The sequence below is a fragment of the Streptomyces thermocarboxydus genome, assembly GCF_024760485.1.
Taxonomy (GTDB): Bacteria; Actinomycetota; Actinomycetes; order Streptomycetales; family Streptomycetaceae; genus Streptomyces; species Streptomyces cellulosae.
Genome location: NZ_CP058273.1, coordinates 3,456,231 through 3,480,765, shown reverse-complemented (window position 1 = coordinate 3,480,765; position 24,535 = coordinate 3,456,231). Strand labels below are relative to the sequence as shown.

The window sequence follows — 24,535 nt, the reverse complement described above, 5'->3', positions numbered from 1 at the left end:
CGGTCAGAACGTTCATGGCAGATCCTCCTGTGATGTGCATCGCGTGCGTGGGACTACGCACGCTCCATGCGCCGGAACGCATGGGGGACATGCGCAAGACACCGGTCTGCAGCCCGTTGCTTGTGCCCTACAAGGATCACCGGGTCACTCGGGTCACGGCAGCCACATGGGCATCAGACACCCGATCTGAGGAGTGTCTGACCCCCAGTTCGATTCCGGAGAGCCGGTCCGACGACGGGAGGTTGACGGCCCGTCAAGGCCACCGGGTGTCCGGACGTCCGTCGATCCATCCGTCCGGGGGCGTGTCCTCCCCCATGTGTACGACGTGAACGCGCCTCCAGGCCCCGGGCGGGGACAGGATCGCAGGCATGCGTCTCACCCGCCGTCGTCCGCTGCTCGTCGCCGTGCTGTTCTGCGCGCTCGCCGTGCTAGCCGCCCGGCCCGCCGACGGCGACGGACCCCACGCCCCCGGCCACGGCTCCTCCTCCGTCAGCGCCGAGGTGGCGCGGCTGTACGAGGAGGCGGCGAAGGCCACCGAGCGGTACGAGGCCGGACGCGAGGAGGCGGAGAAGCAGCGGGAGCTGGCGCAGCGGCTGGAGGAGCGGCTCGACCGCGAGCGGCAGGAGGCCGCCGTGCTCCGCGAGGATTTGGGCCGGATCGCCAGCTCCCAGTACCGGGACGGCGGCGGGCTGCCGCTCACCGCGCACATGCTCCTCGCCGACGACCCCGAGCAGCTGATGCGCGGTCAGCGCGTGGTGCACCATGCCGAGGTGACCCTGGACCAGGCGCTCGGCCGCAGCGAGCGGGCCGAGGCGCGGCTCGCCCGGGACGAGGCGAAGGCCGCGGCGGCCTGGAAGAAGCTGGAGAAGCGGAACGAGGAACTCGCCGCGCTGCAGCGGGACATCGAGGAGAAGCTCGAGACGGCGCGCTGGAAGCTCCAGGGCGAGGCGGACGCCTCGGTGACGTCCGGCTCCTGCCGTGGCGCCGTACGGCTCGACCAACCGCCTTTGCAGTACACCGCCCCCTGGGTGGCGCCCGTGGAGACGTACGAGCTGTCCGCCTCCTACGGCAGCGGCGGCGCGCGCTGGGCGAACCGGCACACCGGGCAGGACTTCGCGGTGCCGATCGGGACACCGGTGCGGTCCGTGGGCAGCGGTACCGTGGTGAAGGTGTCCTGCGGCGGCGCGTTCGGCATCGAGATCGTGGTCGAGCACCCAGGCGGCTACTACACGCAGTACGCGCACCTGGCCGCCGTGGCCGTCGACCAGGGGGAACGGGTGTCCCCCGGGCAGTGGATCGGCCAGTCCGGCACCAGCGGCAACTCCACCGGGCCGCACCTGCACTTCGAGGTGCGGGTGACCCCGGAGATGGGGTCGTCGGTGGACCCGGTGCCGTGGCTCGCCGAGCACGGGGTGACGCTCTGAGCGCCAAGCCCCGCGCCCCGTCAGCAGTGGCTACATCCGCCCGTTCAGCAACTGCTCGATCACCACGGCCACGCCGTCGTCGTTGTTGGCGACCGTGCGGCCCGAGGCGGCGGCGAGCACGTCCGGGTGGGCGTTGCCCATCGCGTACGAGCGTCCCGCCCACGTCAGCATCTCGACGTCGTTCGGCATGTCGCCGAACGCGACGACCTCCTCGTGCGAGATGCCGCGCTCGGCGCAGCACAGCGCCAGGGTGCTCGCCTTGGAGACGCCCGGCCCGCTGATCTCCAGCAGGGCGCTCGGGCTGGAGCGGGTCACGTTGGCGCGGTCGCCGATGGCGATCCTGGCCAGGGTGAGGAACGCGTCCGGCTCCATCTCGGGGTGGTACGCCAGGATCTTGAGCACCGGCTCGGCGGTGGTGGGGGAGTCGTCGGCCAGCAGGTCCTCGGCGGGCGCCAGGTCGTCCGGCACCTCCATGTGCAGTTTCGGGTACGCCGGCTCCTGGTAGAAGCCGTAGGTCTGCTCGACGGCGTACACCGTGCCGGGGGCGGCGTCGCGCAGCAGGCCCACCGCGTCCAAAGCGTTGTCCCGGGGCAGTTCGCGGACCTTGACGAAGCGATGGGCGCCCGGGCCGCCGTGCAGGTCGACGACGGCCGCGCCGTTGCCGCAGATGGCGAGGCCGTGGCCGTGCACATGGTCGCTGACCACGTCCATCCAGCGGGCCGGGCGGCCGGTGACGAAGAAGACCTCGACGCCCGCCTCCTCGGCGGCGGCCAGGGCGGCGACGGTCCGCGGGGACACCGACTTGTCGTCGCGGAGCAGGGTGCCGTCGAGGTCGGTGGCGATGAGCCGCGGTGGGGTGGCGGCGGCCGGGGTCTCGGGCTCTCGGATCGCTGAGGTCACCCGCTCATTGTCGCGCATATGCCCGCACGGCCGTGCGGGACTCCGCACATCTGAGTGATTACCGACGTCACCGTCGGCTTCTCGTCCCGCCTCGGAGGGGCGGCGCCCGTTCTCCCTCACCGCAGCTGCGCCGGGGCCTCCATCGCGATGCGTTCAAAGACCTTCTGGTCCGCCGCGAAGTCGGAGTCCGGGATGGGCCAGTGCACCACGATCTCGTTGAATCCCAGCTCCCTGTGGCGGCCGGCGAAGTCGACGAAGGCGTCCAGGGACTCCAGCGGGCGGCTCCGGTCCGGGGTGAACCCGGTGAGCAGGATCTTGTCCAGTTCGGTCACGTCCCGGCCGACCTCGGCGCAGGCGTCCGTGAGCTTGTCCGCCTGACTGCGAATGGCCTGATCCGACTGTTCGGGCGTGCCGTCCTCGTACAGCCTCGGGTCGCCGGTGGTCACCCACGCCTGCCCGTAACGGGCCGCGAGCCGCAGTCCGCGCGGGCCGGTCGCCGCCACGGCGAAGGGCAGCCGGGGCCGCTGGACGCAGCCGGGGATGTTGCGCGCCTCGTGCGCCTGGTAGAAGTCGCCCTCGTACGACACGGCGTCCTCGGTGAGCAGCCGGTCCAGCAGCGGCACGAACTCGGCGAAGCGGTCGGCGCGCTCGCGGGGGGTCCATGGCTCCTGGCCGAGGGCGGTAGCGTCGAAGCCGGTGCCGCCCGCGCCGATGCCGAGGGTGACGCGGCCCCCCGAGATGTCGTCGAGGGAGATGAGCTCCTTGGCCAGGGTGACCGGGTGCCGGAAGTTCGGCGAGGTCACCAGGGTGCCCAGACGCATCCGCTCGGTCACGCCCGCGGCGGCGGTCAGGGTTGGGACGGCCCCGAACCACGGGCCGTCGCGGAAGCTCCGCCAGGACAGGTGGTCATAGGTGTAGCCCGCGTGGAAGCCCAGCTCCTCGGCCCGCACCCAGTCGGAACGGCTGCCTTCGTGCCAGCGGCGGTAAGGGAGGATCACGGTGCTCAGACGCAGGCTCATGCCCCCGAGCCTAGTAGGGCCTGTCCGGCGGATCACGCCGAGGACGCGGGGTCTGGCACGCCCGTCTGCGGCGTTGTCGTCACTCGCCGACGCTCCGCGTCGACTCCCTCCTCCGCCTTGCAACTGGACGCACCAGACCCCGCTCACCTGGGTTGCAAGACGCTGCGCCTTTCCCCCGACTTGATCCGCCGGACAGGCCCTAAGCGGCGCGTCCGGTTTCACGTGAAACACGTGAGTCTTCCTGGGGCCCTCGCCGCTCCCCCGTCACCGCACCCGGCCGCTCAGTCAGGGAGTGAGCACGACCATCGGGACGAACTCCTTGTGCGTCCGGTCACCCGGCAGCGGCACGACGAGGAAGTAGCCCGGCGGGAAGCGCCGCGCCTTCACATACGCCAGCCCTTCGAAGAGCGAGCGCAGGAAGGCCGGCACGTCGTCGCGGGGGACGTCGGGGCACTCGACGCCCTCGACGTCGATCAGCGCGTCGTCCTCCGGATACAGCCGCACCCGCACCCGGGGCAGGCCGCCGAACTCGACGTACGCCTCGTGCGGCAGGGAGCCGTCGGGGTCGGTGGTCACCCCGACGCCGGCCGCGGTGCGGCGCGAGGTCCGGTCGGCGCCGATGTCGTGGGTGACGTCGATCTCGCGTCCGTACCGGTCGGCGAGGGCACGGAGGGCGGTGACGGCGGCCTCGGTGGTGGGCAGATGCTCCATGCCGTCGATCCTGGCCTACCGGCCGTCGCCGAAGCGCAGATACCGGCTGGGAACGGCCTCGGTCAGCCAGACGCCGTTGGCGCTGACGTGGAAGACATGGCCGTCTCGGCGCATGGCGCCGGCGTCGACCGAGAGCACCACCGGCCGCCCCCGGCGGGCGCCGACTCGGGTGGCGGTCTCGCGGTCGGCGGAGAGGTGCACGGCGTGCCGGCTCATGGGCCGCAGGCCCTCGGCGCGGATCGCGTCCAGGTTCCGGGCGACGGTGCCGTGGTAGAGCCAGGCCGGGGGTTCGGCGGCCGGCAACTGGAGGTCCACGGGGATCGTGTGGCCCTGGCTGGCGCGGATCCGGGTGCCCTCGACGGCGAAGCGCCGCTTGTCGTTGGCGGCGACGACATGGTCCAGCTCCTCCCGAGTGACGGGGAAGCCGTGGTCCGCCGCGGCGGCGAGCAGCGTGTCGATCTCGACCCAGCCGGCCTCGTCGGGGGTGAGCCCGATCCGCTCGGGCTGGTGGCGCAGATGCTTCGCGAGGTACTTCGACACCCGCACGGTGCGCCTCTCGTCCATCCGTTCAGACTGCTCCATCTGTTCAGACTGCCGGGAGAGACGCGCATCACGCGATCGATGTACATCCGAAGGTTTGATCCACAGATAAGTGAGGTTATCCACAGCAGAACGCCGGGTTCTGTGGACAACCAAGCTTCCTCACACCGGCGGCTTCACCCGCGCCACCCTCCGCGCCGCCCCCGGCAGCCACCGCGCCAGCGCGTATGCCACCCGCGCCTCCGGCGTGACCGGCACGACTGCCTCGTCACGCACCACCGCCCGCAGCACCGCGGCGGCGACCTTCTCCGGCGGGTAGTTCCGCAGCCCGTACAGCCGCGCCGCCTTCTGCCGCCTGCGCCGCTCCTCCGCCGCGTCGGTGCCGGCGAAGCGCGCGGTGGACGTGATCCCCGTGGTGACGAAGCCCGGGCACACCGCCGTCACGCCGATCCCCCGCCCCGCCAGCTCGGCGCGCAGGGACTCGCTGAGCATCAGCACCGCCGCCTTGGACGCCCCGTAGGCGGGCAGCGCCCGCGACGGCTGGAACGCGGCCGCGGACGACACGTTGACGATGTGGCCGCCCTGACCCCGCTCCGCCATCCGCCGCCCGAAGTGCAGGCAGCCGTGGATCACGCCCCACAGGTTGACGTCGAGGACCCGCTTCCAGTCCTCCGTCGTGGTGTCGAGGAAGGCGCCGCCCAGGCCGACGCCCGCGTTGTTCACCAGCACGTCGACCACCCCGTGCGCGGCGGTGACCCGTTCGGCGAGCTTCTCCACGGCCCGCTCGTCGGCCACGTCCGCCGTCTCCGCCCAGGCGTCCGCCGCGCCCCGCGCCCGGGCCTCCCCGGCGGTGCGGAGCGCCGAGCGGGTGTCCCGGTCGACCACCACCACCCGCGCGCCCGCCTCGGCGAACGCCAGCGCGGTGGCCCGCCCGATGCCGTTTCCCGCGCCCGTCACCAGCACCAGCCGTCCGCCGAACCGGTCGGCGTACGGGCCCTGGGCCCGGGTCTCGGGCCGCCCGTCCTCCACGGACGTCACGAAGTCGGCGATCCAGGCGGCCAGCTGGTCGGGCCTGCTGCGCGGCACCCAGTGGCCCGACGACAGGGTGCGCCGGGTCAGCCGGAGCGCCCACTGCTCCAGGCCGTCGTGGAGCCGCGGCGAGAGAAACCGGTCTCCCAGCGGCGTGACGAGCTGCACGGGCGCGTGCGCGTAGGCGTCGGGGCGCGGGGCGCCCAGCCGGGACCGCACGTTGTCCCGGTAGAGCCAGGCGCCGTGCGCGGCGTCCGACGGGAGGGACGCCGTCGGGTAGCCGTCGCCCGGCACCCGCTCCATGCGCTCCAGCATCCGCGGCCAGTGCCGCCCGAGCGGTCCGCGCCAGGCCAGTTCGGGCAGCACGGGCGTGTGCAGCGCGTACACGTACCAGGACCTCAGGCCCTGGCCCAGCAGATGTCCCGCCCGGCGTGGGGTCGGGCGGGACACCCGGCTCTTGATCCAGTGCCCGAAGTGGTCCAGCGAGGGGCCCGAGACCGAGGTGAAGGACAGGATCCGCTCCCGGGCGCGCGGCGCCGTGACGAACTCCCACCCCTGCACCGAGCCCCAGTCGTGCCCCACCAGGTGCACCGGCCGGTGCGGGCTGACCGCGTCCGCCACGGCCAGGAAATCGTCCGTCAGCTTCTCCAGCGTGAACCCGCCGCGCAGCGGACGCGGCGCCGTGGATCTGCCGTGGCCCCGGACGTCGTAGGCCACCACGTGGAACCGCTCGGCGAGGCGCGGCGCGACCCGCGACCACACCTCCTTGCTGTCCGGGTAGCCGTGCACCAGGACGACCGCGGGCCGTTCCGGGTCGCCCAGCTCGGCCACACACAGCTCGACCCCGCCCGTCCGCACCCACCGCTGCCGCGCACCCTCGAGTCCCGTCACAGCGGCGAATCTCGCAGCTGTGAGACAAGCCGTCAACAGTGCGCCCCGAGCTGTGCATAACTCTCAGGCAGGGTGTCCCTTACGGGCGCGTACGACTCCAGACGGACGCCAAGACGGCCCCGCGGTCTGACGACCGCAGTGGTCCGGGTCACTACCTTCAGGGATGTGACTGTGATCGCGACCGAAAGCCTGAGCAAGCGGTTCCCCCGGGTGACCGCGCTTGACCGGCTCTCCGTGGACGTCGGGCCCGGTGTGACCGGGCTCGTCGGAGCCAACGGGGCCGGCAAGTCCACGTTGATCAAGATCCTTCTGGGTCTGTCCCCCGCCACGGAGGGCCGCGCCGAAGTGCTCGGACTCGACGTCGCCACCGAGGGCGCCGCCATCCGGGAGCGGGTGGGCTACATGCCCGAGCACGACTGCCTCCCCCCGGACGTCTCGGCCACCGAGTTCGTCGTCCACATGGCGCGCATGTCCGGCCTGCCGGCCACCGCCGCCCGGGAGCGCACCGCGGACACCCTGCGCCACGTCGGCCTGTACGAGGAGCGCTACCGCCCCATCGGCGGCTACTCCACCGGCATGAAGCAGCGGGTGAAGCTCGCGCAGGCCCTGGTGCACGACCCGCAGCTGGTCTTCCTGGACGAGCCCACCAACGGCCTCGACCCGGTCGGCCGGGACGAGATGCTCGGCCTCATCCGCCGCATCCACACCGACTTCGGCATCTCGGTCCTGGTCACCTCCCACCTGCTGGGCGAGCTGGAGCGCACCTGCGACCACGTCGTCGTCGTGGACGGGGGCAAGCTGCTGCGCTCCTCCTCCACCCGGGACTTCACTCAGACCACCACGACCCTCGCGATCGAGGTCACCGACACCGACGAGCACCCCGACGGCACCCGCGCGGTGCGCGAGGCGCTCCACGCGCGCGGGGTGACCGTCCAGGACGGAAGCGGGCTGCCGGGCGCCGGGCACATCCTGCTGCTCACCGCGCAGGGCGAGGAGACCTACGACCTGGTCCGCGACGTGATCGCCGACCTCGGACTCGGCCTGGTGCGCATGGAACAGCGGCGGCACCAGATCGCCGAGGTCTTCACCGACAACACCGACGACGCACAGCGGAAGGAGGCGGTCGGCCATGGCGGCTGAGCAGTCCCTGCAGGCACCAGCCACCCCGTCGGGTGACACCCGTATCCACAACATCGGCTACCGCTCCTACGACGGCCCCCGCCTGGGCCGCTCGTACGCCAGGATGTCGCTGTACTCGCAGTCCCTGCGCGGCGCCTACGGCCTCGGCCGCTCGGCGAAGTCCAAGGTGCTGCCGATGCTGCTGTTCGTCGTGATGTGCGTGCCGGCCGCCATCATGGTGGCCGTCGCCGTCGCCACCAAGGCGAAGGAACTGCCGCTCGACTACACGCGCTACGCGATCGTCATGCAGGCCGTCATCAGCCTGTACGTCGCCTCGCAGGCGCCCCAGTCGGTCTCCCGCGACCTGCGCTTCAAGACCGTGCCGCTGTACTTCTCGCGGCCCATCGAGACCGGCGACTACGTCCGCGCCAAGTACGCCGCGCTGGCCTCCGCCCTGTTCGTCCTCACCGCGGCGCCCCTGCTGGTGCTGTACGTCGGGGCGCTGCTCGCCAAGCTCGACTTCACCGACCAGACCAAGGGATTCGCACAGGGACTGGTGTCCGTGGCCCTGCTCTCACTGCTGTTCGCCGGCATCGGCCTCGTCATCGCGTCGGTCACGCCGCGCCGCGGCTTCGGCATCGCCGCCGTGATCGCCGTGCTGACCATCTCCTACGGCGCCGTCTCCACCCTGCAGGCCATCGCCGACGTCCAGGGCAGCGGCGACGCGGGCATCCTGATCGGCCTGTTCTCGCCGATCACCCTCATCGACGGGGTGCAGTCCGCCTACCTGGGCGCGACGTCCGCCTTCCCCGGCGGGGTCGGCCCCGACCGGACCGAGGGCATCCTCTTCGTCCTGGTCACCCTCGGCCTGATCGCCGGCTCCCACGCGCTCCTGATGCGCCGTTACAAGAAGGTGGGCCTGTGACAACCCTCAGCATCGACCATGTCTCCCGCTGGTTCGGCAACGTGGTCGCCGTCAACGACGTCACGATGACCATCGGCCCCGGCGTCACCGGTCTGCTCGGCCCCAACGGCGCCGGCAAGTCCACCCTGATCAACATGATGGGCGGCTTCCTCGCCCCCTCCACCGGCACCGTCACCCTCGACGGCGAGCAGGTGTGGCGCAACGAGAAGATCTACCGCCACATCGGCATCGTCCCCGAGCGCGAGGCGATGTACGACTTCCTCACCGGACGCGAGTTCGTCCTCGCCAACGCCGAGCTGCACGGCCTGGGCGCCAAGGCGGCCCAGAAGGCGCTCGCCACGGTGGAGATGGAGTACGCGCAGGACCGGAAGATCGCCACTTACTCCAAGGGCATGCGGCAGCGCGTGAAGATGGCGTCCGCGCTGGTCCACGACCCGTCGCTGCTGCTGCTCGACGAGCCGTTCAACGGCATGGACCCGCGCCAGCGCATGCAGCTGATGGACCTGCTGCGGCGCATGGGCGACGAGGGCCGCACCGTGCTGTTCTCCTCGCACATCCTGGAGGAGGTCGAGCAGCTCGCCTGGCACATCGAGGTCGTCGTCGCCGGACGCCACGCGGCCAGCGGCGACTTCCGCCGGATCCGCCGTCTGATGACGGACCGCCCGCACCGCTACCTGGTGCGCTCCAGCGACGACCGCGCCCTCGCGGCCGCGCTGATCGCCGACCCGTCCACCTCCGGCATCGAGGTCGACGTCACCGAGGGCGCCCTGCGCGTCCAGGCGGTCGACTTCGGCCGCTTCACCGCGCTGCTGCCGAAGGTCGCGAGGGAGCACGGCATCCGCCTGCTCACGGTCTCGCCGTCCGACGAGTCCCTCGAGTCCGTGTTCTCGTACCTGGTCGCGGCGTAGGAGGCCCTGATGTACGACCCCACAGTCGCCCGGCTCACCTACCGGGCCCTGCTCGGCCGTCGCCGGGCCCTCATCCTGGGCGCGCTGCCCCTGCTGCTGATCGTGATCTCCCTGGCGGTGCGCGCCCTCGCCGGCGCCGACGACCAGACCGCCGCCGACGTCCTCGGCGGGCTGGCGCTCGCCACGATGGTGCCGATCATCGGCGTCATCGCGGGCACCGGCGCGATCGGCCCGGAGATCGACGACGGTTCCGTGGTGTACCTGCTGTCCAAGCCGATCAAGCGGCCCACGATCATCTACACCAAGCTGATCGTCGCGATCGCCGTCACCATGGTGTTCTCCGCGGTGCCGACGCTGATCGCAGGGTTCATCCTCAACGGCAACGGCCAGCAGGTCGCCGTCGCCTACACGGTGGCCGCCCTGGTCGCCTCCATCGCCTACGCGGCGCTGTTCCTGCTGCTCGGCACGGTCTCGCGGCACGCGGTGGTCTTCGGCCTGGTCTACGCGCTGATCTGGGAGGCGCTCTTCGGCTCCCTGGTGCCCGGCGCGCGCACCCTGAGCGTCCAGCAGTGGTCCCTCGCCGTGGCGGAGAAGGTGGCCGGCGGCGAGCTGGTCACCTCGGACGTGGGCCTGACCACGGCGACGGTCGCGCTGGCCGTCGTCACGGTGCTGGCCACCTGGTACGCCGGCCAGAAGCTGCGCACGCTGACGCTCGCCGGCGAGGAGTGAGGGGCACACCCTCCGATGTATGAGGGCGGTGCCGCCGGTGTCGGCGGCACCGCCCTTCGTCATGTCCTGCGGTGATTTATTCGGTGGCGCCGGACGTGCCCGGCCGGGCACAGTGAGGTGTCCGCGCCGCCGGGAACGTCCGGCGGCCGAGAGCCGGGAGAGGAGCGGGACCATGCCCATGCACGGCAGCACGTTCCGCTTCCTTCGGGGCGGCCCGAGGCGGACTCCGGAGTAATCCCTACTGCTCCGTCGAGTCCCCCCGAGGACCTGCCCGGGGCGGCCGCTTCGAGCGCGCGCTCACCGCGCGCGGGCCGCCCACCCGGAGGATTGGCCGAGTGGTAAGGCACCGGCTTGCTAAGCCGTGGTCGGGTGAGAGCCCGCGCACGTTCGATCCGTGCATCCTCCGCCGAACGCCGTTTCACGTGAAACCGCCGGGCGTCAGCCCAGCAGGCGCTCCAGTACCACCGCGATGCCGTCGTCCTGGTTGGACGTCGTCACCTCGTCCGCGACCGCCCGCAGTTCGCGATGGGCGTTGGCCATGGCCACGCCGTGGCCGGACCAGGCGAACATCGGGATGTCGTTGGGCATGTCGCCGAAGGCGATCGTCTCCGTCGCCTTCACGCCGAGCCGGCGGGCGGCCAGCGACAGCCCGGTCGCCTTGGAAAGACCCAGCGGCAGCAGCTCGACGATGCCCTCGCCCGCCATGACGACGGTGACAAAACCACCCGCGGTGCGCTCGGCCGCCGCGGCCAGCTCGTCGGAGGTCAGCTCGGGGTGCTGGATGTACAGCTTGTTCAGCGGGGCCGCCCACAGGTCGGAGGCGTCCGTGAACGGCGTCGCCGGCAGCTCGCCGATGACGTCGTAGCCCGGCCCGACCAGCACCTCGCCGTCCAGGCCGTCCCGGCTCGCCGCCAGGTGCAGCGGGCCGACCTCCGCCTCGATCTTGGCGAGCGCCACACCGGCGAGCTGCCGGTCCAGCGTCACGGAGGTCAGCAGCCGTCCGGCGCCGGCGTCGTACACCTGAGCGCCCTGGCCGCAGACCGCGAGGCCCTCATAACCGAGGTCCTCGAGTATCGGGCGGGTCCAGGGCACGGCGCGGCCGGTGACGACGATGTGCGCGGCACCCGCCGCGGCGGCCGCGGCGAGCGCCTCACGGGTGCGCGGCGACACCGAGTGGTCGTCACGCAGCAGCGTGCCGTCGAGGTCGGTGGCGACGAGCCGGTACGGGAAGGAAGGGGACGCGCCGCTCACTTGGCGACCGGTTCCAGGATCTCCCGGCCGCCCAGGTAGGGACGCAGCACCTCGGGCACGCGGACCGAGCCGTCGGGCTGCTGGTGGTTCTCCAGGATCGCCACGATGGTGCGCGGTACGGCGCACAGCGTGCCGTTCAGCGTGGCCAGCGGGCGTACCTTCTTGTCCTCGCGCATCCGGATCTGCAGGCGGCGGGACTGGAACTCGGTGCAGTCCGAGGTCGAGGTCAGCTCGCGGTACTTGCCCTGGGTCGGGATCCACGCCTCGCAGTCGTACTTACGGGCGGCCGAGGAGCCCAGGTCGCCCGAGGCGACGTCGATGACACGGAACGGCAGCTCCAGCGAGGTCAGCCACTGCTTCTCCCACTCCAGCAGCCGCCGGTGCTCCTCCTGCGACTCCTCCGGCTTGACGTAGGAGAACATCTCCACCTTGTCGAACTGGTGGACGCGGAAGATGCCCCGGGTGTCCTTGCCGTGCGAGCCGGCCTCGCGGCGGAAGCAGGGCGAGAAGCCCGCGTAGCGCAGCGGCAGCTTGTCGGCGTCCAGGATCTCGTCCATGTGATAGGCGGCCAGGGCCACCTCGGACGTGCCGACCAGGTACAGGTCGTCCTTGTCCAGGTGGTAGACGTCCTGCGCGGCCTGGCCGAGGAAGCCGGTGCCCGCCATCGACTGGGGGCGCACCAGCGCCGGGGTCAGCATCGGCGTGAAGCCGGCCGCCGTGGCCTGCGCCATCGCGGCGTTCACCAGGGCCAGCTCGAGCAGCGCGCCGACACCGGTGAGGAAGTAGAAGCGGCTGCCGGACACCTTGGCGCCGCGCTCGACGTCGATCGCGCCGAGGAGCTGGCCGAGCTCCAGGTGGTCCTTGGGCTCGAAGCCCTCGGCGGAGAAGTCGCGGATGGTTCCGTGCGTCTCGAGCGTGACGAAGTCCTCCTCGCCGCCGACGGGCACGTCGGGGTGGACGAGGTTGCTCAGCTTGAGCAGGAGCTCCTGGGTCTCGGCGTCGGCGGCGTCGCGCTCGGCTTCGGCGGCCTTGACGTCGGCCTTGAGCTGCTCGGCCCTCTTGAGCAGCTCGGCCTTCTCGTCGCCGGTGGCCCGGCCGATCAGCTTGCCGAGCGACTTCTGCTCGGCGCGCAGCTCGTCGAAGCGGACGCCGGACGACCTGCGCCGTTCGTCGGCAGACAGGAGAGCGTCGACGAGCGCGACGTCCTCTCCACGGGCGCGCTGCGAAGCGCGCACACGGTCGGGGTCCTCACGGAGCAGGCGAAGGTCAATCACGCGGTCAAGGCTACCGGTGCGGGGTGAGGGCTCACGACTCACTATTGCAGTGACGCGTTCCTTGTCCCTTTACTGATGAATTATCCCTTGTGTTCTTCAAGGTCAATAAAAGGGGCGCGACCGCTTGAAAGAGTCGGCCGCGCGGCGCAGGGTTGACCGGAAACCCTTGTGCCGAAGGGGACTTGAGGCCGCGCTGTCCACAGCTGTCCACACCGTGCGAAAAGTTTTCCACAGGCTGTGGGGAAGATCTGTGGACATCGGAATTGATCACTCCGAAACGCTCGGCCGACCACGGACATTCGCCGCACAAACTCGCTCCGCAGCCACTTTCGAGTGGAAAGACCTCCCTCTAAAGGATTGATCCCTTCAAAAAGGTGGACGAAGGGTGAGGTGCGGCGCAATGAACGCGATCATGGCCTGTGGGGCGATTTGTCGACCGAAGGGCGGCTGGGTGTCGACTTGTCCCCAGGTCGAGAAGCGGACCTGTGGATAACTTCTGTGGATAACGACAATCGGCAGGTAGGACCGGCGACAGACCGGTCAGAACCGGCCGTCCTGGCAGCGCGCCACCCAGTCCGCCGCCCCCACGAACTCCTCGTCCGAAGTCCCCGGGAACGGCGGGCGCACCTCGCCCGGCTTCACGTCCGCCCTCGGGTACGAGCCGAGATAGCGCACCTGGAGGCAGATGCGCTTCAGCCCCATCAGAGCCTCCGCCATCCTGCGGTCCGAGATGTGTCCCTCGGCGTCGACGCAGAAGCAGTAGTTGCCGATGCCGGCACCGGTCGGCCGCGACTGGAGCAGCATCAGGTTGATGCCCCGGGTGGCGAACTCGCCCAGCAGGTCGCGCAGCCCGCCCGGGTGGTCGTCGCGCTGCCACAGCACCACCGAGGTCTTGTCCGCGCCGGTCGGCGCCGCCGGACGCGCGGGCCGTCCCACCAGCACGAACCGGGTCTGGGCGTTCTCCGCGTCGTGGATGCCCGTCTCCAGCGCCTCGAGACCGTACCGGGCCGCCGCGAACTCACCGGCGAAGGCCGCGTCGTACCGGCCCTCCTGGACCAGCCGCGCGCCGTCCGCGTTCGAGGCGGCCGACTCCCACAGCGCGTCGGGCAGGTGGGAGCGCAGCCAGTTGCGGACCTGCGGCTGCGCCGCCGGGTGCGCGGTCACCGTCTTGATGTCCGACAGCTTGGTGCCCGGGCGGACCAGCAGCGCGAAGGTGATCGACAGCAGCACCTCGCGGTAGATCATCAGCGGGGTGCCCGCGACCAGTTCGTCGAGGGTGGTGGTGATCCCGCCCTCCACCGAGTTCTCGATGGGGACGAAAGCGGCCTCGGCCTCGCCGGCGCGCACCGCGTCGAGCGCGGACTGCACGGACACGTACGGGACCAGCTCACGCGTGGCCGCCTCGGGAAGCGTGCGCAGAGCGACTTCGGTGAAGGTGCCCTCTGGGCCGAGATACGCATAGCTCGCTGGCATGACCTCACCCTAATGGGCCCACGCCCGCAGCCCCTCCCGAGAGAGCTCCGGAGGGTGACTCCGGGCGGTTCTCACCCCTCCAGCAGCGCCTGGCCCACATACTCACCCTCCGCCGCCCCGCCCGGGACGGCGAACAGCCCGCTCGCCTCGTGACGGATGAACGGCGTCAGGGCGTCGCCCCGGTCGAGCTTGCGCTGCACCGGCACGAAGCCGCGCAGCGGATCGGCCTGCCAGCAGATGAACAGCAGCCCCGCGTCCGGCGTCCCGTCCGCGTCGATGCCGTCGTGGTACGAGAACGGCCGGCGCAGCATCGCCGCCCCGCCGTTCTGGTCGGGCCGGGTGATGCGTGCGTGCGCGTTGAACGGGACGACCAGATTGCCCTGGGCGTCGGTCTTCTCCAGGTCCATCTCGGTCGTCTCGTCGCCCCCGGAGAGCGGGGCGCCGTCCGCCTTGCGCCGCCCGATGACACCCTCCTGCTCCCTGAGCGACAGCTTCTCCCAGTCGTCCAGCAGCATGCGGATTCGGCGGACGACCACATAGGAGCCGTTCGCCATCCAGGCGGGCTCGCCCTGCTCCGCCACGAAGATCCGCTGGTCGAAGTCGGGCTCGTCGGGTTTCGGGTTGCGGGTGCCGTCGACCTGGCCCATCAGATTGCGGGTGGTCATCGGGCGGGCGGTGGCGCCCGGCGACCGGTTGAAGCCGTTCATCTGCCAGCGCACCCGGGCCGCCGCGCCCGCGTCCTTCTGCACCGCGCGCAGGGCATGGAACGCGACGAGGGCGTCGTCGGCGCCGATCTGCACCCACAGGTCCCCGTCGCTGCGGGCCCGGTCGAGGCGGTCGGAGGAGAAGGCGGGCAGCGGATCCAGGGCGGTCGGACGCTGCCTCTCCAGCCCGGTGCGCGCGAAGAAGCTGTGCCCAAAACCGAAGGTCAGGGTCAGCGAGGAGGGCCCCGCGTCACGGGCCACGTCACTGTCGCCCTCGGCGTCGAATGTCCCGTCCATCAGCCGCCGGGCGGTGTCGGACCAGCGGCGCAGCAGCGCGGCCGCCTCCTTGCGTCCGGCGCCGGGCCTCAGGTCGAAGGCGAGGAGATGGCCACGCGACTGGAGTGGGTCGGTGATGCCCGGCTGATGTTTCACGTGAAACGGGACTTTTGTGGCGCCGACCGAGGTGAGCGGAGTGGCTCCGGTGGGCGCCGACGCGTACCCGACGGCACCGCCGGCCGCCCCGAGCACGAGCCCGGTGGCGCCGGCCGTGCCGAGCAGGCGCCGCCGCGAGATGCCGGAGGCGGCGGCTTCCGCCTGGGGCTCCTTCTCGGGGGTGCGGGTCTGCGACAGGGAAGGGTCAGCCATGGTGGTTCAGCCGATCTGAGCGTTCTTGGAGACGGTCACCTGGTCGATGTCGGAGGTCCGCACGGTCACCTCGACCTTCCAGTCGCCCGCCATGGGGATCTGCACTCCGCTCGCCGACCAGTGTCCGGTGGTGATGTGGTCGGGTGCGACGGGCAGGGGCCCGATGTCCTGGGCGTCGAGGGTGAGCGCGATCTTCACCTCGGGCACGTCGACGGGCGTGCCGTCCGGACCCTCGACGTAGACGTGCAGGGAGTTGTCGCCTGCCTGGGCGGGGTCGAGGTCGATCGAGACCACGCCCTTGCCGTTCGTGCCGCCCGTGTCGAACGGCATGGTCAGGCTCACCGCGCCACTGCCCTGCCCGGTCGACGAGGTGGAGGACGAGGTGGCGGCGGCCGCCTTCGCGTCCTGCTCGGTGCGGCCCGGCTCGGTCTGCGTCAGCACGGTGGTCACGGCCAGCAGGACGACAGCGACGCCCGCCTCGGCGAGCACCGAGCGGCGCAGTCCGAAGCGGTTCGGGTCGGCGTCCCGCAGCCGCTTCTGACGGGCCGCCTCCGTGGCGGCCCGCTGCCGGGCGAGCTGCGTGGCTCGTACGGCGTCCGGTCCGGACCCGGCCTTCTCGGCGGATGCCTCGGAAGTGCCACCGGATGCCGTGGACGCTTCGGCCGCCTCGGCATCGGCTGCCGGGGACGCCCCGTCGGACGCCTGGGAGCCCCCGGACGCCTGGGACCCCCCGGACGCAGAGGACGCCTCGGACGCTCCGGACGTCGCGGCCGCCTCGACCGTGACATCGCCGGCCGGCTGCTTCTCCCCCTCGGCGCGCTCGGCCTCCTCCGCCCTCTCGGCCTCCTCGCTCCCCACGGTCGCGGCGGTCCGCTCGCTGCCCTCGGCGCTCCCGGTCCGCTCACCCTCCCCGGCCGCCCCGGAGACACGCGCGTCGGCCAGTCGCTGCGTCCAGCGGCGGGACAGGAAGGCGGCGGCCACCATCACGGCCACCAGCGCGATCTTGACGAGGAGCAGCTGCCCGTACCGGGTGTCGGTGAAGGCGGACCAGGAGCCGAGCTGCCGCCAGCTCTGGTAGACGCCGGTGACGGCCAGCGTCACCACGCTGCCGAAGGCGAGACGCGAGAACCGCCGGACGGCGTCCTGCCCGACCGGGGTCTCCACGGGCGCGCGGTACAGCGCGACGAGGAGCGCGGTGAGTCCGCCCAGCCAGGCGGCGACCGCGAGCAGATGCACCACGTCGACCGGCATGGCCACGCCCGCCTGGAGACCCTGCGAGGCGTGCTCGGACATGGCCCAGCTCGCGGCCAGCCCGGCCGCGACGACCGTCCCGCCGAGGGCAAGGCCGAAGGTCAGGTCCCGCTTGTCCGGCTCGCCGCCGTCCCCCTCGGCAGGGCGGTCCGGGTCGCCGGCGTCCGCCGTGCGGGCGTACGCCCCGAACAGCACCGCGATGAACAGCGCCGCCGCCGCGAGCAGCAGCAGCCGCGACACCAGGGCCGCGCCCGTCTTGGTCTGGAGCACGTCCCCGAGCAGCTCCAGGTCGAAGACGTCGCCGACCTCGCCGGAGGTGGTGTAGGAGCCGCGCAGCATCAGCAGGCCCAGCGTCGCCGCGGTGAGCGCGAGCCATCCGGCGACGACAAGACGCTGGACCGCCCGCACCCGGGCGCCCGGCGCCCAGCAGGCCAGGACGAAGGCGGCGCCGCCCGCCAGGACGACGAAACCCGCGTAGGAGACGTAGCGGCCGAAGCCGTAGAGCCACCCCACGAGGCCCTCGTCGGAGCCCTGCGCGTCGACCGAGACGGTCGTCTCCGAGGGGGCGCCGATGGAGAAGGTGAAGGCGCCGGCGACGGGGTGGCTGTCGGCGGACACCACCTGGTAGGCCACCGTGTAGGTGCCGTCGGGCAGCCCGCTCACCAGCCGCACGCTGTACGTGGTGCCGCCGGGGTCGGCAGGCTCGCCCTTGTCCACCCGCTCGCCCTTGGGGTCGAGCACCCGCACGGAGTCGTCGCCCACCGCGACCGGCTCCGAGAAGGTGAGCGAGACCTGCGAGGGCGCGGTGTCGACCACCGCCCCCTGCGCGGGGTCGCTGCCGGTCAGCGCGGCGTGCGCGGAGGCGGGAGCGGCCCCGGTGAGGAGCGCGCCGGCGACGGCCAGGATCAGCAGCACCAGGGTCCGCACGCGGGGGGCGATGGTCTGGGTCACAGGGGTGTCTCCCTCAGTGTCCGGTCGTCGGGCGGTAGGTGGCCGGCTTCACCGGGAGCTCGACCGTGACGGGGTCGGACTGGGCGAAACGCAGCTCGACGGAGACCTTCTGACCCTGCTTCGGCTTGCGCTTCAGCTGCTCGAACATCAGATGGCTGCCGCCGCTCTCCAGCACGAGGCTGCCGTGGGCCGGGATGTCGAGGGACTCGGCCTCCCGCATCGCCCCGTCGACGGTCTCGTGCACGGTGACCTGGCCGGCGACGTCGCTGCTGACGGACGTCAGCCGGTCCGCAGCGTCACCGTCGTTGGTGATCGTGAGGAAGCCCGCGGCCAGGTCCGACACCGGCTGCGGCATGTACGCGGACCCGACCGACAGGCGGGCCGAGCCGTCGTCCGAGCCGCCGCACGCCGTCAGGGCCAGCGCGCCGGCCAGGGTCAGGGCCGCGGCCGCGCGGTGCCTCACGGGTTCTCACCCTTGATGATCTCGGGCAGGTCCTTGGTGTAGTCCTCGACGGTGGCGTCCTCGCCGTAGAGGACGTAACCGCCGTCCGTCTTCGGGGAGAAGGCGATGACCTGGGTGCCGTGGTCGGAGACCGTCCTGCCGTTGTCGTCCTTGCGCGGCGGGTCGATGGAGATGCCGAGGGTGCGGGCGCCGGCCTGGATGGTGGCGAAGTCGCCGGTCAGGCCCACGACCTGGGAGTCGATGCCCGTGAGCCACTTGCCCAGCTCGGCCGGGGTGTCCCGCTCCGGGTCGGTGGTGACGAACACGATCCGCAGCTGGTCCTGCTGCTCCTTCGGGAGCTGCTTCTTGGCCACCGCGAGGTTGCTCATCGTCAGCGGGCACACGTCGGGGCAGTGCGTGTAGCCGAAGTAGATCAGCGTCGGCCTGCCCGCGGTCCGCTCACGGAAGTCGTACGGCTTGCCCTGGGTGTCGGTGAGGACGAGGTCGGGCTTCTCGAAGGGCTTGTCGAGGACGGTGGCCGCCTTCTGGCCGCCGGCCTCCTCGGAGACCACGGAGACGGGCGAGCCGCTGTCGCCGTCATCGCCGCCGCAGGCGGTGAGGGTCAGCGGGAGGACGGCGAGCAGAGCCGCCGCCGCGAGGGTCTTCTTGCGCATGGATGGTCCTGGAGGTGGGTGTGCGGCGCGCACCGGGAGGCCGCGGGGCCGCGGCCGGCCCCGGCGCGCGCCGTGGAGAGGGGAGGCTCAGGCGGTGCGCCGGCGCCCGGCGAGCACGCCGTACGCGACGCCCGCGACGCCGACCACGATGCCGACGACGCCCAGCACACGGGCGGTGGTGTCGGTGCCGCCGGAGTCGTCGGACGCGGCGGACATCTCGGCGGAGGCCTGCTCCGCGTCGTCGGAGGCCTTGTCGTCCGCGGCGGCGCCGTGCCCGTGGCCGTCCTCGGCAGGGGCGGTCAGGTCGAGCACCGGAGCCGGGTTCTCGGGCTCCTCCTGGCCTTCCTGCGGCACCTCGATCCAGCGGACGACCTCCTTGCTGGAGTACGTCTGCAGCGCCTTGAAGACGAGCTGGTCGGTGTCCTCGGGCAGCGTGCCGACGGACACCGGGAACTTCTGGAAGAAGCCCGGCTTGATCCCCTCGCCCTTGGCGGTCCAGGTGACCTTGGTGACGGCCTCGTCGATCTTCTTGCCGTGCACCTCGAGCGGCTTGGCCAGGTGCGCCTTGGTGACCTTGATGTCCCAGCCCTCGACGGGCTGCGGCAGCACGGACGACAGGGGGTGGTCCGACGGGAAGGTGACCTCGAGCTTGGTGGTCGAGGCGTCGTCCCGCTCGTTGGGGACCTTGAAGCCGACGACCGCGTAGCCGCCCTTCGCTGCTTCTCCCTCGGGCTGCACGCTGACATGCGCGAAGCAGGGGGACGAGACGGCGAGGACGGCGACGCCGGCGACGGCACCGGCGGCGGCGATACGAGAAGCCTTCATGGCAGAAGCACTCCGCTTCGTAGAGGTTTCACTGACGGTGAGGAACACGCGGCGCGGACGGCCGGCCCCTGGATCGGGCCTGCGGCGGGGCGCACACGGCGGAACCGGCGCACACGCGTGCCGCGCGGAGGCGCCCCTCGTTCCGTCCGGAAACCCCGGAACCGGTGGGTCGCCCCGCGTCAGGCGGCGAGCGCGAGTGCGGAGGCGGAGGCCGGGGGACCCCGGCGGATCACCGTGTGGTGCAGTCCCGCGGAGCGCGGCGGAAGCGGTGCGGGCAGCGCGGTGCGCGGAGTGATCCGTCCCGCCTCGGGAGCGCCGGGGAGCCCGGCGCGCAGGGCCCGCACCAGGGCGAGCGCCCCGCGGAGCGACCGCACCAGGGCGCCTTCGGCGACCCCCTGCGCGGACAGGTCGGCCAGGCGCAGCAGCGCCAGGTCGCCCCGGCGCAGCAGCCATCCCGCGGCCAGGGCGGCGAGGACGTGCCCGAGCATCATCGGCAGCGACGGCAGCAGCGAGGCCGGTCCGGCGGCCATGGCGTCGGCCGGGTGGGCGCCGGGCCCGTGCGGTGCGATCCGGGCGTCGGCGAGGACCCGCTGGGCCTCGGCCGGGCTGATCGCGCGGGGCCCGCACAGCAGGCGGGCGGCCTGGGCGACCAGGGCGGCGTCGGACACGGCGCCCGTGGGCGTGCCGTGCTGCCCGAACCCGAACAGCGTGTGCAGCGCGGTCTGCCCGCCGGCCAGCAGCGCGGTGATCACCGGCAGCGGGCGGGTGCGCCCGGCGAGGGGCACGGCGACGGCGACCGCCGCGAGGAATCCCGCGCCGAGCGTCCACAGCGGGACGGCTTCGCAGGAGGCGAGCGAGTGGCCTGCCCCGGCCAGCACGACACAGACCGCGGCGAACACCGCGGCCCGCAGGATCCGGAGTCCTCCTCCGGCGCGCGTCGTGCGCGGACAAGGGGCAGACATGGCGGCCTCATCATCGCACCAGCCCCCCGGGCGCCGTACGCCAGGTCCGCAAGATGAGGTACGACCGTAAGATCACCTGTGCGGTGCGGCGTCCCACATACACCGATCGGCTCCCCGGTACACCCGCCATATGGGCGGTCTCACGTCAACTTCGCGCTTACCGGTCACTACTCAGGGCAATACGTAACGGTATGTCGAGCCGCAGCCAGGAGGCTGGAGCATGAGCATCTGGTGGTCACTCCATCTGCGGCGTGATGCCGCCAGCGTGCCGCTCGCCCGGCGCCTGCTGCTCGGCACCATGGAAACCGCGGGCGTCGACCCCGAGATCTCCTACGACCTGTCCGTCGCCCTCAGCGAGGCCTGCGCGAACGCCGTGGAGCACGGCGGCGGCGCCACGCGCGACCACACCTCGGAGGCGTTCCGGGTGACCGCCTACCTCGACGGCGAGAAGTGCCGCATCGAGGTCGCCGACGTCGGACCCGGCTTCCCCGCCGCCGGAACCCGCCCCCGCCCCCAGCCCGTCCCCGCCGAGGCGGAACACGGCCGCGGCCTCCGCCTCATCGAGCAACTGGCCGACCACGTCCACATCGGCAACAAACCGGGCCGCGGCGGCGCGGTGGTGAGCTTCGACAAGATCCTCAAATGGCGCGAGGACGCACCGCTGACGGCGGTCTGACAAGCACGCGAGGGCCCCTCCCGACGAGGCGGTCTCCAGGGGCCCTCGCTCGTTTGTACGGGGTGTGGCTCAGCCCTTGAGGCCCGCCATCCACGCCTCGACCTCGTCCGACCGCCGCGGCAGGCCGGAGGACAGATTCCTGTTGCCGTCCTCGGTGACCAGGATGTCGTCCTCGATGCGCACGCCGATGCCCCGGTACTCCTCGGGGACCGTCAGGTCGTCGGCCTGGAAGTACAGGCCCGGCTCGACGGTGAGGACCATGCCCGGCTCCAGCGTGCCGTCGACGTAGGTCTCGGTGCGCGCGGCGGCGCAGTCGTGCACGTCCATGCCGAGCATGTGACCGGTGCCGTGCAGCGTCCAGCGGCGCTGCAGACCCAGCTCCAGCACCCGCTCCACCGGGCCCTCGACCAGGCCCCACTCGACGAGCCGCTCGGCCAGCACACGCTGCGCGGCGTCGTGGAAGTCGCGGTACTTGGCGCCCGGCTTCACCGCCGCGATGCCCGCCTCCTGGGCGTCGTACACCGCGTCGTAGATCTTCTTCTGCAGCTCGGTGTACCGGCCGTTGACCGGCAGGGTGCGGGTGACGTCCGCCGTGTAGTACGTGTGCGTCTCCACGCCGGCGTCGAGCAGCAGCAGGTCGCCGGAGCGGACCGGGCCGTCGTTGCGCACCCAGTGCAGGGTGCAGGCGTGCGGTCCCGCGGCGCAGATGGAGCCGTAGCCGACGTCGTTGCCCTCGACGCGGGCGCGCAGGAAGAACGTTCCCTCGATGTAGCGCTCGCTGGTGGCCTCGGCCTTGTCGAGGACCTTCACCACGTCCTCGAAGCCACGCACGGTGGAGTCGACGGCCTTCTGCAGCTCGCCGATCTCGAAGTCGTCCTTGACCAGCCGCATCTCGGAGAGGAAGACGCGCAGCTCCTCGTCGCGCTCGGCGGTGACCTTGTCGGTCAGCGCCTCCTCGATCCCGGCGTCGTAGCCGCGCACCACGCGGACCGGGCCGGTGGCCTCGCGCAGCGCGCCGGCCAGCTCGCGGACGTCGGAGGCGGGGATGCCGTACCGCTTCTCGGCCTCGGTGAGGGAGTGCCGGCGGCCCACCCACAGCTCGCCCTGGCCGTCCAGCCAGAACTCGCCGTTCTCACGGTTGGAGCGGGGCAGGAGGTAGATCGTCTCCTTGTGGCCGTCCGCCGTCGGCTCCATGACGAGGACGCCGTCCTCGGTCTGGTTGCCGGTGAGGTACGCGTACTCGACGGACGCGCGGAACGGGTACTCCGTGTCGTTCGAGCGGGTCTTCAGGTTGCCCGCCGGGATCACCAGGCGCTCGCCGGGGAAACGGGCGGACAGCGCCGCACGGCGGGCGGCGGTCTCGGCGGCCTGCGGGATCGGCTCCAGGTCACGCAGCTCCGTGTCGGCCCAGCCGCTCTTCATGTTCTCGGCCAGCTCGTCGGACACGCCCGGGTACAGGCCGTTCTTCCGCTGCTTGACGGGCTCCTCGTCGGCAGTCTCCGGGGTCTCCGGCAGCTCCTCCGCCACGGTCATCCTCCTCGATACGGCACTGGACCACCCCCCATCGTACGGTCGGGCGGAAACGGACGAACCGGGGAAGCGCCTGTTACCTCGGGGGCACGCGGAGTGAGCGGCGCGCGATCCGGGCGGATCAGTCGAAGCGCGCCGCGAGCAGCACCACGTCCTCCGAGGTGTCCGCGTCCTGGGCGCCCTCGGGCAGCACCGCCCGCAGCACATGGTCGGCGACGGCGCCCGGGTCGCGGCGCAGTGCCCTGGGCACCCCGGCCGCGGCGGCGTGCAGCCGGGCGAAGGCGCGGTCGGTCGGGTCGCCGGTGCGGTGCAACAGCCCGTCGGTGTAGAGCAGCACCGTGTCGCCCGCCTCCGCCTGCACCTCCACGCTGGGCGCCTCCCAGCAGGCGAGCATCCCGAGCGGGGCGGAGACGGACGTCTCCACGTACTCGGTGCGGCGTTCGCCGAGCAGCAGCGGCGGGCTGTGCCCGGCCCCGGCGAGGGTGATCCGGCGCATCGCGGGCTCGCAGTAGCCGAACAGCGCGGTGGCCGAGCGGGCCGGCTCGGTCAGCCGCAGCAGCAGCTCCAGGTCGGACAGGACGGCGACCGGGTCCTCGCCCTCCATCACGGCGTACGCCCGCAGCGAGGCCCGCAGCCGGCCCATCGCGGCGACCGCGCTGGGCCCCGAGCCGGTGACGGAGCCGACGGCGAGACCGAGCGCCGCGTCCGGCAGCGGCAGCGCGTCGTACCAGTCGCCGCCTCCGCTCGGGCAGGTGCGATGGCGGGCGGCGAGCTGCACGCCGGGCACCCTCGGCAGCCGGGAGGGCAGCAGCTCCTCGGTCATCGTGGCCATCGACGCGCGCGTGTGCTCCAGTTCAAGGAGCCGGGCGAGGTGCTCCGCGGCGTGCCGGACGTACAGGCCGACCAGGTGGCGCTGCCGCTCGGCGGGTTCGGCGGGCTCGTCGTAGAGCCAGACGACCGCGCCGAAGCGTCCGGCGGAGTCGGTGGCGAGGGGGAGGGCGTAGCTCGCGGCGTAGCCGAGGCGGGCGGCGACCTCGCGGTGCCGGGGGTCGAGGCCCTGCGCGGCGAACAGGTCGGGCTCGGCGACGCCGCCGTCCCCGCCGGGCAGTCCGTCGAGGATCCGGCCGTGCGGCAGGGCGCTGCGCGGCACCGTCTCCATGTGGCCCAGGTCGGCGCGGCCCAGGCCGTACCCGACGGTCGTGGACGGCCCGCGGCCGTCGGCGGGCTCCAGGGCGACGAGTCCGCGCCGGGCCCCCACCAGGGCGGCGCCCGCGCGCAGCAGTTCGTCCAGCGCGGTGTCGAGCGTGCCGGCGCGGACCAGGCGCTCGGTCAGTTCGTGGAGGGTGGTGAGGTCCGAGACCCAGCCGGCGAGGCGGTCCTGGAGCAGTGCGCCCGGGGCGTTGTCGGGGTGTGCCGCGGCGGACGGGGCCGTACCCGTGGCGGGCGCGACAGTGTGTGCGGGGGCGGGAACGGTTGAATCGATTCCGGCCACTTTCGGAGGGTGCGGGGCGTTCATGGCGTCCGGCTTTCCGGCCGGTACGTACTGCTCAAAAGCATCGCAAACCCCCATGTCGTTCTGCGTCGCCGGCAGTGTCTCCACATGTACACGTACTCGTGAGGAGATGTCCAGCATTGTCCTGCTGGGATTCCTGGTGTCCGTGTGTCCGAGGGGAACTCCCGAC

22 protein-coding genes and 1 tRNA gene are annotated in these 24,535 nt (G+C 72.1%); 7 read left to right on the top strand and 16 right to left on the bottom strand.

Annotated features, from left to right (window positions below; all coding sequences use genetic code 11):
* The first annotated feature begins 368 nt into the window (after positions 1-368).
* Entirely contained in the window at positions 369-1,424 is a 1,056-nt protein-coding gene (locus AY578_RS16040) for a M23 family metallopeptidase (RefSeq protein WP_215048240.1), read from the top strand.
* Positions 1,425-1,454: 30 nt separating this feature from the next.
* Here AY578_RS16040 and AY578_RS16035 read toward each other — a convergent pair whose 3' ends face one another.
* The 5 genes from AY578_RS16035 to AY578_RS16015 all read right to left on the bottom strand — a co-directional run bounded on the left by AY578_RS16035 (position 1,455) and on the right by AY578_RS16015 (position 6,514).
* Positions 1,455-2,342, bottom strand: coding sequence for a Cof-type HAD-IIB family hydrolase (locus AY578_RS16035; protein WP_028960570.1), 888 nt, complete (start codon positions 2,340-2,342; stop codon positions 1,455-1,457).
* Between the two features lie 98 nt (positions 2,343-2,440).
* Complete coding sequence (locus tag AY578_RS16030; protein ID WP_028960569.1) at positions 2,441-3,343, bottom strand: LLM class flavin-dependent oxidoreductase; 903 nt, start codon at positions 3,341-3,343, stop codon at positions 2,441-2,443.
* 285 nt (positions 3,344-3,628) lie between these two features.
* The gene (locus tag AY578_RS16025; protein WP_258902846.1) at positions 3,629-4,054 is read right to left on the bottom strand and encodes a hypothetical protein; all 426 of its coding nucleotides are present in this window, start codon (positions 4,052-4,054) and stop codon (positions 3,629-3,631) included.
* Between the two features lie 15 nt (positions 4,055-4,069).
* A complete protein-coding gene (locus AY578_RS16020; protein WP_019525983.1) occupies positions 4,070-4,618 on the bottom strand; it encodes an RNA 2'-phosphotransferase in 549 nt (182 codons plus the stop codon).
* A 138-nt stretch (positions 4,619-4,756) separates the two neighbouring features.
* Positions 4,757-6,514, bottom strand: coding sequence for an SDR family oxidoreductase (locus AY578_RS16015; protein WP_258902844.1), 1,758 nt, complete (start codon positions 6,512-6,514; stop codon positions 4,757-4,759).
* Positions 6,515-6,685: 171 nt separating this feature from the next.
* On the opposite strand from AY578_RS16015, the gene AY578_RS16010 reads away from it, so the two are divergent.
* The 5 genes from AY578_RS16010 to AY578_RS15990 all read left to right on the top strand — a co-directional run bounded on the left by AY578_RS16010 (position 6,686) and on the right by AY578_RS15990 (position 10,601).
* Complete coding sequence (locus AY578_RS16010) at positions 6,686-7,654, top strand: ABC transporter ATP-binding protein (RefSeq protein WP_028960566.1); 969 nt, start codon at positions 6,686-6,688, stop codon at positions 7,652-7,654.
* Entirely contained in the window at positions 7,644-8,558 is a 915-nt protein-coding gene (locus AY578_RS16005; RefSeq protein ID WP_102638454.1) for an ABC transporter permease, read from the top strand. The genes AY578_RS16010 and AY578_RS16005 overlap by 11 nt, the downstream gene beginning before the upstream one ends.
* Positions 8,555-9,466, top strand: coding sequence for an ABC transporter ATP-binding protein (locus AY578_RS16000; RefSeq protein WP_019525979.1), 912 nt, complete (start codon positions 8,555-8,557; stop codon positions 9,464-9,466). The genes AY578_RS16005 and AY578_RS16000 overlap by 4 nt, the downstream gene beginning before the upstream one ends.
* Before the next feature lie 9 nt (positions 9,467-9,475).
* Complete coding sequence (locus AY578_RS15995; RefSeq protein ID WP_028960563.1) at positions 9,476-10,195, top strand: ABC transporter permease subunit; 720 nt, start codon at positions 9,476-9,478, stop codon at positions 10,193-10,195.
* 321 nt (positions 10,196-10,516) lie between these two features.
* Positions 10,517-10,601: transfer RNA gene (locus AY578_RS15990), tRNA-Ser, on the top strand.
* Positions 10,602-10,633: 32 nt separating this feature from the next.
* Here AY578_RS15990 and AY578_RS15985 read toward each other — a convergent pair.
* The 9 genes from AY578_RS15985 to AY578_RS15945 all read right to left on the bottom strand — a co-directional run bounded on the left by AY578_RS15985 (position 10,634) and on the right by AY578_RS15945 (position 20,647).
* The gene (locus AY578_RS15985; protein WP_019525977.1) at positions 10,634-11,446 is read right to left on the bottom strand and encodes an HAD family hydrolase; all 813 of its coding nucleotides are present in this window, start codon (positions 11,444-11,446) and stop codon (positions 10,634-10,636) included.
* On the bottom strand, positions 11,443-12,720 hold the full coding sequence (gene serS / locus AY578_RS15980) for a serine--tRNA ligase (RefSeq protein ID WP_026243988.1): 1,278 nt from the start codon (positions 12,718-12,720) through the stop codon (positions 11,443-11,445). Before serS ends, AY578_RS15985 begins: the two co-directional genes overlap by 4 nt.
* A 540-nt stretch (positions 12,721-13,260) precedes the next feature.
* Positions 13,261-14,193 (bottom strand): prephenate dehydratase, encoded by a 933-nt coding sequence (pheA, locus tag AY578_RS15975; RefSeq protein ID WP_019525975.1) that lies wholly within the window; start codon positions 14,191-14,193, stop codon positions 13,261-13,263.
* A 71-nt stretch (positions 14,194-14,264) separates the two neighbouring features.
* Positions 14,265-15,542, bottom strand: coding sequence for an iron uptake transporter deferrochelatase/peroxidase subunit (gene efeB, locus AY578_RS15970; protein WP_258902841.1), 1,278 nt, complete (start codon positions 15,540-15,542; stop codon positions 14,265-14,267).
* 6 nt (positions 15,543-15,548) lie between these two features.
* Complete coding sequence (locus AY578_RS15965) at positions 15,549-17,744, bottom strand: copper resistance protein CopC (protein WP_258902840.1); 2,196 nt, start codon at positions 17,742-17,744, stop codon at positions 15,549-15,551.
* 13 nt (positions 17,745-17,757) lie between these two features.
* Positions 17,758-18,207 (bottom strand): copper chaperone PCu(A)C, encoded by a 450-nt coding sequence (locus tag AY578_RS15960; RefSeq protein ID WP_019525972.1) that lies wholly within the window; start codon positions 18,205-18,207, stop codon positions 17,758-17,760.
* Positions 18,204-18,860, bottom strand: a complete 657-nt coding sequence (locus AY578_RS15955) for an SCO family protein (protein WP_019525971.1) — start codon at positions 18,858-18,860, stop codon at positions 18,204-18,206. The genes AY578_RS15960 and AY578_RS15955 overlap by 4 nt, the downstream gene beginning before the upstream one ends.
* Before the next feature lie 87 nt (positions 18,861-18,947).
* A complete protein-coding gene (locus AY578_RS15950; protein ID WP_136238667.1) occupies positions 18,948-19,685 on the bottom strand; it encodes a YcnI family copper-binding membrane protein in 738 nt (245 codons plus the stop codon).
* Positions 19,686-19,864: 179 nt separating this feature from the next.
* Complete coding sequence (locus AY578_RS15945; protein WP_136238666.1) at positions 19,865-20,647, bottom strand: hypothetical protein; 783 nt, start codon at positions 20,645-20,647, stop codon at positions 19,865-19,867.
* A 220-nt stretch (positions 20,648-20,867) separates the two neighbouring features.
* On the opposite strand from AY578_RS15945, the gene AY578_RS15940 reads away from it, so the two are divergent.
* A complete protein-coding gene (locus AY578_RS15940; RefSeq protein WP_136238665.1) occupies positions 20,868-21,323 on the top strand; it encodes an ATP-binding protein in 456 nt (151 codons plus the stop codon).
* Between the two features lie 69 nt (positions 21,324-21,392).
* Here the strand turns inward: AY578_RS15940 and AY578_RS15935 are convergent, their stop codons facing one another.
* Together AY578_RS15935 and AY578_RS15930 are read right to left on the bottom strand one after the other, a co-directional pair.
* The gene (locus AY578_RS15935) at positions 21,393-22,856 is read right to left on the bottom strand and encodes an aminopeptidase P family protein (RefSeq protein ID WP_019525967.1); all 1,464 of its coding nucleotides are present in this window, start codon (positions 22,854-22,856) and stop codon (positions 21,393-21,395) included.
* 118 nt (positions 22,857-22,974) lie between these two features.
* Positions 22,975-24,486: a PP2C family protein-serine/threonine phosphatase gene (locus AY578_RS15930; protein WP_078611460.1), complete on the bottom strand. Its 1,512-nt coding sequence runs from the start codon at positions 24,484-24,486 to the stop codon at positions 22,975-22,977.
* Positions 24,487-24,535: the final 49 nt, after the last annotated feature.